Source organism: Mesorhizobium sp. M4A.F.Ca.ET.020.02.1.1 (genome assembly GCF_004022645.1).
Taxonomy (GTDB): Bacteria; Pseudomonadota; Alphaproteobacteria; order Rhizobiales; family Rhizobiaceae; genus Mesorhizobium.
In genome coordinates this window covers 1-7,969 of sequence record NZ_RZOI01000226.1, presented here as the reverse complement: position 1 = coordinate 7,969, position 7,969 = coordinate 1, and the positions used below count along the sequence as shown (strand labels likewise).

Sequence of the window (7,969 nt, the reverse complement as noted above, 5' to 3'; positions counted from 1 at the left end):
CGTAAACCTGCTGTAAACCTTAATTCGTAAGCAGAACCCGCGGCCGGCGGGAAACGAGGTGAGCCGCGCGTGGCTGCCGGCTCACCTCCTCATTCATCACAGCACGAAGTCGCTCGCCGTCAGGCCAAGCCCGGTGCCGGTCAGCGTGATCTGGAAATCCGCCGTCGCGTTGCCGTTGACGTCGACACGAACGATCGTGTTGGCGCCGACCTCCGACCAGGTGATGCTGTTGGCGACAGTAGCCGCGTTCTGCCCGCCGAACAGGAAGGCCTGGTCGCCACCGCTGGCCGTGTTGGCGTCAATCGACGACAGGTCGATCTTGTCGGTGCCATGCACGAAGTCGGCGATGGTGTCGAAACTTGCCGGTGTGGACTCCGAGATTGAGCCATAGTTGAAAATGTCGGATCCTATGCCGCCCGTGAGTGTGTCGACGCCGGCACCGCCTGTCAGCGTGTCGTTGCCGTCGCCGCCGACGAGAGTGTCGTTGTCGCCAGCCCCCAAGAGCGTATCGTTCCCGGTCCCGCCAACTATGAGGTCGTTGCCGTTGCCGCCGTTGATCGTGCTATCGTCGCCGCCGTTCCCGAAAAGGAGGTCGTTGCCGGCGCCCCCCGTTAGAGCCTGACCCGCCGAAGTGGATGCGATTACGTCATCAGTGCCGGCGCCTGATAAGGACGTTTGCAGCCTGTATGCGGATGTGCTCAGTGCATAGCCGTATACGGTGCCGCCGTTTGTGAATTGTATGCTCTCGACGTTGCTGCTTCCGACATATTGATCGCGGATGGTGATCTCGGTGGTCCCGGCATTGATAACGAGATCGTTGGCCACCCTTTCGAAGTTCAGCGTGCCGATTGCCGTGCTGTCCACAGGTGCACTCGTCACGATTTCAATGCTGTCGCCACCGCCGCCGGCATCCGAGATGATATCATTGCCGTCTGCCAGTCCGAACCGGTAGATGTCATTGCCACTGCCGCCGAGAAGCACGTCGTCACCCGCGCCGCCGACGAGCGTCGCTCCGCCGTTCGAGCTGATGAGGATATTGTCGCCCGAGGTCCCGTCGAGCGTACCCAAAGCATCCTGAATGACGGTCACCAGGGCCGGTGCGCCGGCACTCGTTCCATCGGTAGCTGTGTAGGTGAAAGTCCCACCCATTGGGGCGGTGTCGGCAAAGGTCACGGTGCCGTTTGCACCGGAACCCGACGACTGGGAGACGGTGCCTCCCGTCGCGGAGTCTACGCCCGCGACATCGATTGCCGAAGCGGGGTCGTTGGCAATGAGTGCCCACTCAGGGATGATGACGGTGCTCCCGGCTGCGAGGTTGGTGATGATGGTGTCACCGACAGCTGCCGGACCATCGTTGACCGGGGTGATGTCGAGCGTCGCCGAACCTGCGACACTGAGCGGGTCCGCCCCGCCGTTGGTCGTGCCGTCGTCGGTGATGGTGTAGGAGAACGACACCGAGGTGTCGTCATCGGCATCCGGCGTGTAGGTCCAGGTGCCGTCGCCATTGTCGTCGAGCGTGCCGCCGCCGGACGAGATCGCCAGGCCGCTCGCAACCAGGGCGTCGCCCTCGATGTCGCCGGCATTGGCCAGCAGTTCGGCCTGGGTGATGGTCCGCGCCCCCGAATCCTCGGCGATCGCCGCCAGCGTCACCGGGCTGGTCGTCGGCGCGTCGTTGACCGGGGTTACACTGATAGCTGCCACATCGGCGTCGCTGGCGCCCAACGCGTCGGTGGTGGTGATGTTGAGCTGGTCCGGCCCATTGTAATCCTGATTTCCGGTATAGGTGATGCTGCTCAATACGGCATTGATCTCAGCGGCCGTACCTGTGATGGTCACCGTGGCCCCGCCGTTCCCCCCGACTGTCGCGGCGCCGACCGGGACGACCGTCAACGTGCCGTTCAAGACCGAGACGCTGGTGGTCAGGATGCCGCCGTCCGGATCGAATACCGACACTCCCGTGATCGGCTGCGATACGTCCTCGCTCGCAAGCTGCGTGCCAGCGGGCACGGTGTTCACAGGGGCATGATTGGTGCTCAGGTCGACCGTGATCGGGGCAATTTTCTCGATCGCCGAGATCTTGAGGTTAATCGTCTTGAATTCATATACGGACTGGTCCGCCTGGCCCGTGCTCTTGTTCACGTGGGCCGGAAGCCAGATATTCTTGAAATAAGCGACCTCAGCGTTCAGCGCAGCCATGAATGCGGCATCGTTCGACTGTTGGACGCTGACGACAATCTTGAGCGTGTCGATCTCGGCCGTGCCGCCTTTTACGGTTCCGTTGCCACCGTCATAATTGTCATATCCGGTGAACGACGTTAGCCCGGTTTGCACGCCATCGTTGTATATGGAGCCGCCGGTCAGTGCAGAGCCGTCATAGGAGCCGCCTAAGCGGTACTGGTTCTCATATGACACGAAAATCAGAGTATCAGCACCCGACCCACCCAGAAGAGTGTCGATGCCGCTTCCGCCGTCCAGGGTGTCGGCGCCAGACCCGCCATTAACATAGTCATTGCCGTCACCAGCGATGATGATATCGGTCCCGCTCCCGCCGATAAGCTTGTCATCCCCATCAGTCACTACGCCGACGTAGCTGCTGCCGCTCGCGCCCATGTTAACCTCCCAAGACTGTGGATTGAGACGCGGAAGCGATGACGACCGTATCACCGGAGTAGCCTAAAGCGTCATCTTTCGCCTGCGGTGTATTGGAAAACGACGTCGTGGTGCCGCCGGCACCGGTGACCTGAGTAGCCATTTCTCACCCCTTGTGTTTAACGACAGACGCCCCCAACGCCTGTCGACCCCATTGAAAGACCAGCCGCTTCTTGACTGAAAATGTTGCACGCCCGGCACGCAGATTCCGGCACATGTCGATTGTGTCAGCGCACCCGAAGGCCTCGATGCCGACGCCCAGCGATGGCCAGCACAATGTGTGGCCAGTCACGGGCGGGCTGTGGCTCAAAAGGTGATGGCTGCGGCGGTACTGGCCGCCGTGCTGTGTTTCCCCTAGCCCCTTTAGCGTCGCTTAACCCGTTGTTGCCGGTCGGGGGCCATTTTATTCGACGCTTATATTAGGGTATTATTAACCCTGTCAGGCGTCAACATCCTGCTTGGCATAACAGTTAATATTAGGGCCGCTACTGATATTCGGCGCATGGCCGCAGGACCAGTCGCGCGGCTATCGACGCATCCCGGAACATAGGCCACGCGCCGGCAGTCGGCAAAATCTAGCTTCCCGCCAGCGACAGGCCGCCGGCGCGTTCGCGCAGCAAGGCCAGCAATTCGTTTCGTCGCGCTTGCGGCGTGTCGACGGGCAGGACGAAGCACAGCGTCTTGTTGATGGCGCCATGGCCGTCGCGGATCGGGGCGGCCATGCACCAGGTGAAGCGGTCGGCGAGCGCCGATGTCTCGCTGAAGCCCTGCTCGCGCGCCAGTTCGACATCGGCGAAGAATTCGCCGGGTGCGATGATGCGGCCGTCGGGAAGCTTGTAGTCGTCAGCCGGGATGAAAGCTCCAAGCTCTTCCCTGCTCATATGGCCGACCAGAAGCCGTCCCGATGCCGTCCACGGGATCGGCACCTCGACGCCGACATCGCTGGAAATGCGGAACGGGCCGGGCGAATCCCGGCAGTCGAGGACGACATATTTGTTGCCGCGCAGACCGCACATCTGAACGGTCTCGCCGGTCTCCGCGGCCATCCTGTCCAGCGTCTCGAGGATGCGACGGTAGTGCGCATTGTGATGCGAATAGGCCCAGCCGAACAGGTGCATCGCGCGGCCGAAATAGACATAGCCCTCGGTGCCGACATTCTCGAGCATCTCGGCTTCGAGCAGGCTGTTGACGATCTCGTAGGTGGTCGAGCGCGGCGCGCCAATCATCTTGGCGAGGTCGCCGACGCGCACCGGCGCACGATGCCTGAGCAGCGCCTCGAGCAGCATGATGACGCGGTCGATGCCGCGGCGGCGCTCGCCGCCTTGCGGTGCAGCGCCACCCGCCTCGATCAGATCGGTCGCGCTATCGCTCATTTCGGCCGTCCAAAATCATTTTAAGTCCTCGTCTCAAGACGCTTGAAAGATGTCAAGGCTCGGTCTAGCATCCCGACTGTCCGATATACAGGCACGATGTCTGAAATACCGGACAGATTAACGAGCCGGACAGAGAAGTCCAGACGAAAAAACGGGCGGTTCCGCAACGCGGCAACCGGCGGTTTTGTCGTCCCGACTCCGCACGCCCGGACACAACCACTGAAGGGGAACAGTCATGATGAAATCGCCGTTTTTCGCATCCGCCAGCGCCCTTTGCCTCGGTCTCGTCCTGGCCTTGGGCGTAGGCTCGCAGGCCAATGCCGCCGCTAAATGCATCAAGGGCGACCGCAAGGCGCCGTACACGATCGGCTGGGCCAGCATCTATTCGGTGCCGACCTGGATGAAGCAGACGCAGGGCACCATCGAGGCCGAGGTCGAGGCGCTGAAGAAGCAGGGGCTGGTCGACAAGCTGGTCGTCACCGACGCCCAGGGCGACGCCAACGTGCAGATCCAGCAGATCCAGTCGATGATCGATTCCAATGTCGACGCCATCATCCTGATCGCCGGCTCATCGACCGCGCCGGCGCGCGTTATCGCCGATGCCTGCGCCAAGGGCATCGCTATTATCAACTTCGACAGCCTCGTCGACACCGACCAGGTGACCGCCAAGGTCAACACCGATTCCTCGCAGTGGGGCGACCAGGCCGCCAAGTTCCTGATCGACGCCATCGGCGGCAAGGGCAAGATCCTGATCCTCAACGGTCCGGCCGGCGTCTCGGTCAGCGACGATCGCCGCAAGGGCGCCGATGCCGAGCTCAAGGCCCACCCGGACGTGAAGATCCTGGCCGAGACCAACACACCCTACAATGTCGCGCCGGCGCAGGAAGCCGTCACCAGCCTGCTGTTCGCCAATCCCGAAATCGACGGCATCCTGTCGCTCGGCGGCGCGCTGTCGGCGGGCGCGGTGCTGGCACTCGACAAGCAGGGCCGCGACCAGGTGCCGATCACCGGCGAGAACGCTCGGCAGTTCCTCGAACTGTGGAAGGAAAAGGGCCTGAAGAGCTGGGCCACCATGCAGCCGAACTGGCTCGGCGCCTTCGCTACCTACACCGCCGTCCAGGCGCTCGAAGGCAAGGACGTGCCGGCCTTCGTCAAGATCCCGCTGCCGGTGATCGACAATTCCAACATTGACGAATACCTCGCCCGGGCCAAGGATTTCCCGGCTGACGGCTATATCTATTCGCCTTACGATGAGGAGCTGTTCAAGAAACTGCTGGCGCAGAAATAGGCCGGAAGGGTTGTAGCATTGACAACCATGGCTCCGCTCCTAGCCGCGCGGGGGGTGTCGAAGGCCTTCTTCGGCAATCCGGTCTTGCGCGACGTTTCCATCGCTCTCCAGCCGGGCCGCGTGCATGCGCTGCTCGGCGAGAATGGCGCCGGAAAGTCGACCCTGATCAACCTTCTGTCCGGGGCGCTGCGCCCGGATGGCGGGACGATCGACGTCGACGGGCGCGGGGTGGCGCGCATGACGCCGGCGCTGGCGCGGCAGGCCGGCATTGCCGTCGTGCAGCAGGAGCTCAGCCTGACCGCCAGCCTTTCGATCGCCGAGAATATCGGCCTCGGCGCCTATCCGAAGCGGTTCGGCCTGGTCGACTACAATGAGCTCGCCGCCCGGGCAAGGGCGGCGTGCGACCTCGTCGGGCTGCACGAGCCACTGTCGACGCCCGTCGGGCAACTGCCGCTCGGGCGCCGACAGATGGTGGAGATCGCCAAGGCGCTCTACCGCCGGCCACGCGTGCTAATCCTCGACGAACCGACCTCGTCGCTGTCGGCGACGGAGACGAAAATATTGACCGATCTGTTGGCGCGGCTGCGCCGGGAAGGCATCGCCATCCTCTACATCTCGCACCGGCTCAACGAAGTGATGACGCTCTGCCAGCATGTCACCGTCCTCAAGGACGGCACCTGCACGGCGGACCGCTCGCTGGACGGAACCGACGCCGCCGGGCTGGTGCGACTGATGGTCGGTCGCGACCCTGGCGATCTCTTTCCCAAGTGGCAGGCTTCCGCCTCGCCGGCCACCGCCATCTCGGTCCGCAACTTTGCGGCCGGCCTGATGCGCGACGTCGATCTCGACATCAGGACGGGCGAGGTGCTGGGCATTGGCGGCCTGGTCGGGCAGGGGCAGGAGGACCTGTTGCTCGGCCTCTACGGCGCCATCCCGGCGAGGACGAAGTCGGCGACCGTCAACGGTGCCCCGGGCCTGCCCGGTGGTGTGCCGAAGGCCAATGCGCTCGGCCTCGCCTACGTGCCGGCCGACCGCAAGCGCGAGGGACTGCACCTGATCCATCCGATCATCACCAACATGATGCTGCCTGCCTTCGCGCGGCTGCCGGCGCTGAAGCTGCGCAGCCGCCAGGCCGAGCGCAAGACGGCAAAGGGCCTTGCCGCGCAGCTCGCCATCAAGGGCGATCTCGAACGGCCGGCGCAGGCGCTGTCCGGTGGCAACCAGCAGAAGGTCGCGCTGGCAAAATGGATGTCGCATGATCCGCTGGTGCTGCTGCTCAACGACCCGACACGCGGCGTTGATGTCGAGACCAAGCGCGAGATCTATCTGATGCTGCGCGCCTTCGCCGCCGCTGGCAAGGCCGTCGTGCTGCTCAGTTCCGACACGCCGGAACTGGTGCATCTGTGCGACCGTGTGGCGGTGGTGCGGGAAGGTCGCATCGCGGCCACGCTCGAACGCGCGGCGCTGAGCGAGGAAGCCATCGTGTCGGCGGCGATGGGCGCCGAGAGACAGAAGGTCGCGGCATGAGTACTTCTTCCCCGGCGAAAACCGCCGGCGCCCTCTATTGGCCGGTGCAAGCGCGCCGCAATATCGGCGTGCGCAGCCTGTTCGTCGTCGTGCTCGCATTCCTCATTGCTTATGGCGTGCTGTTTCCTGGCCTGTTCACGGCCTCCGGCTTCGCCAAGTTCACCCAGAGCTGGTTTCCGCTGGCGCTGGTGGCGATGGCGCAGGCGATCCTCATGCTTACGGGCGGCATCAGCCTGGCGATCGGCGCCACCGTCAGTCTCGGGGCGGTCATCGCCGCGACCACCATGGCCGGGCCACTCGGCGTCGCCGGCGGCGCCGCCGCGGTGGCGCTGACCGGGCTCGGCATCGGAGCCGTTACCGGCTTGATCGTAGTGCGGCTTCGCTTGCCGGCGATCGTGGTCACGCTCGCCGGTTCCTTCATCATTGGTGGCGCCGCACTGCTGATCCTGCCAAGGCCGGGTGGCTCCATTCCGGAATGGTTGTCCGACCTGCTGGCCGGCGACACGCCAGCGGCCTTCGCGCTTCTGTTGGCAATCGTTCTCCTTTGGAAGCTCTATCTGGCGACGCCGCTGGGACTGAGCCTCTACGCCGCCGGCGAGAATCCGGTCGGCGCCTTTCGGTCCGGCGTGCCGGTCGATATGGCGCGCGTCGCCGCCTATGCGATCAGCGGCCTGCTCTCGACCAGCGCCGGCCTGTTCGTCGCGGCGCAGACGGGCTCGGGCGATCCGGTGATCGGCAACGCCTTCACGCTCAACTCCATCGCCGCCGCGGTGCTCGGCGGTATCGGCTTCCTCGGCGGCCAGGGCACGATGCGCGGTGCGCTCGCCGGCAGCCTGCTGCTCAGCCTGATGATCAGCGTCATGTTCTTCCTCGGCTTCACGCCGGTGGCGCAGTATGTCGCGCAGGGGCTGATCATCATCGGCGCCGTCGCCATCCCGCAATTCCGTAAGGTGCAGCCATGACAGCCTGGAACGAAAGCGCGGGCGGCAAGCGCGCCAAGGCGATCCTGAAGAGCCGGCCCTTCCTCACCGTGGCCATTGTCGCGGCAGTCTGGATCGGGGCGAGCTTCGCGTCGCGCGGCTTCGGCGCTTATGGCCATCTGCGCTATCTGGTCGAACTCGGCGCCGTGTGC

Annotated in this window: 5 protein-coding genes and 1 pseudogene; 4 read left to right on the top strand and 2 right to left on the bottom strand. The window is 64.1% G+C overall.

The features are described 5' to 3' along the window. Positions 1 to 96 precede the first annotated feature (96 nt). Both EN742_RS15965 and EN742_RS15960 read right to left on the bottom strand, forming a co-directional pair. Positions 97 to 2,610, bottom strand: coding sequence for a cadherin-like domain-containing protein (locus EN742_RS15965; RefSeq protein WP_128333013.1), 2,514 nt, complete (start codon positions 2,608 to 2,610; stop codon positions 97 to 99). Positions 2,611 to 3,224: 614 nt separating this feature from the next. Next, positions 3,225 to 4,022 carry an IclR family transcriptional regulator gene (locus EN742_RS15960; RefSeq protein ID WP_128333012.1) on the bottom strand — a complete coding sequence of 266 codons (798 nt, stop codon included), beginning with the start codon at positions 4,020 to 4,022 and terminating at the stop codon, positions 3,225 to 3,227. Between the two features lie 235 nt (positions 4,023 to 4,257). Here EN742_RS15960 and EN742_RS15955 point away from each other — a divergent pair, with 235 nt between their 5' ends. From EN742_RS15955 to EN742_RS39390, 4 genes and pseudogenes are all read left to right on the top strand, one after another. Next, positions 4,258 to 5,310 carry an ABC transporter substrate-binding protein gene (locus EN742_RS15955; RefSeq protein ID WP_128333011.1) on the top strand — a complete coding sequence of 351 codons (1,053 nt, stop codon included), beginning with the start codon at positions 4,258 to 4,260 and terminating at the stop codon, positions 5,308 to 5,310. Positions 5,311 to 5,337: 27 nt separating this feature from the next. Continuing rightward, the gene (locus EN742_RS15950; protein WP_189375363.1) at positions 5,338 to 6,837 is read left to right on the top strand and encodes a sugar ABC transporter ATP-binding protein; all 1,500 of its coding nucleotides are present in this window, start codon (positions 5,338 to 5,340) and stop codon (positions 6,835 to 6,837) included. Next, positions 6,834 to 7,799, top strand: a complete 966-nt coding sequence (locus tag EN742_RS15945) for an ABC transporter permease (protein WP_127405900.1) — start codon at positions 6,834 to 6,836, stop codon at positions 7,797 to 7,799. The genes EN742_RS15950 and EN742_RS15945 overlap by 4 nt, the downstream gene beginning before the upstream one ends. Then, positions 7,796 to 7,969, top strand: a pseudogene (locus EN742_RS39390) (ABC transporter permease); the annotation flags it as partial. The gene EN742_RS15945 and the pseudogene EN742_RS39390, both read left to right, overlap by 4 nt.

Excerpts from the sequence above, each read along its gene's own strand:
- EN742_RS15950 (WP_189375363.1), top strand. The coding sequence starts at position 5,338 with ATGGCTCCGCTCCTAGCCGCGCGGGGGGTGTCGAAGGCCTTCTTCGGC.
- EN742_RS15945 (WP_127405900.1), top strand. The coding sequence starts at position 6,834 with ATGAGTACTTCTTCCCCGGCGAAAACCGCCGGCGCCCTCTATTGGCCG.
- EN742_RS15955 (WP_128333011.1), top strand. The coding sequence starts at position 4,258 with ATGATGAAATCGCCGTTTTTCGCATCCGCCAGCGCCCTTTGCCTCGGT.
- EN742_RS15965 (WP_128333013.1), bottom strand. The coding sequence starts at position 2,610 with ATGGGCGCGAGCGGCAGCAGCTACGTCGGCGTAGTGACTGATGGGGAT.
- EN742_RS15960 (WP_128333012.1), bottom strand. The coding sequence starts at position 4,022 with ATGAGCGATAGCGCGACCGATCTGATCGAGGCGGGTGGCGCTGCACCG.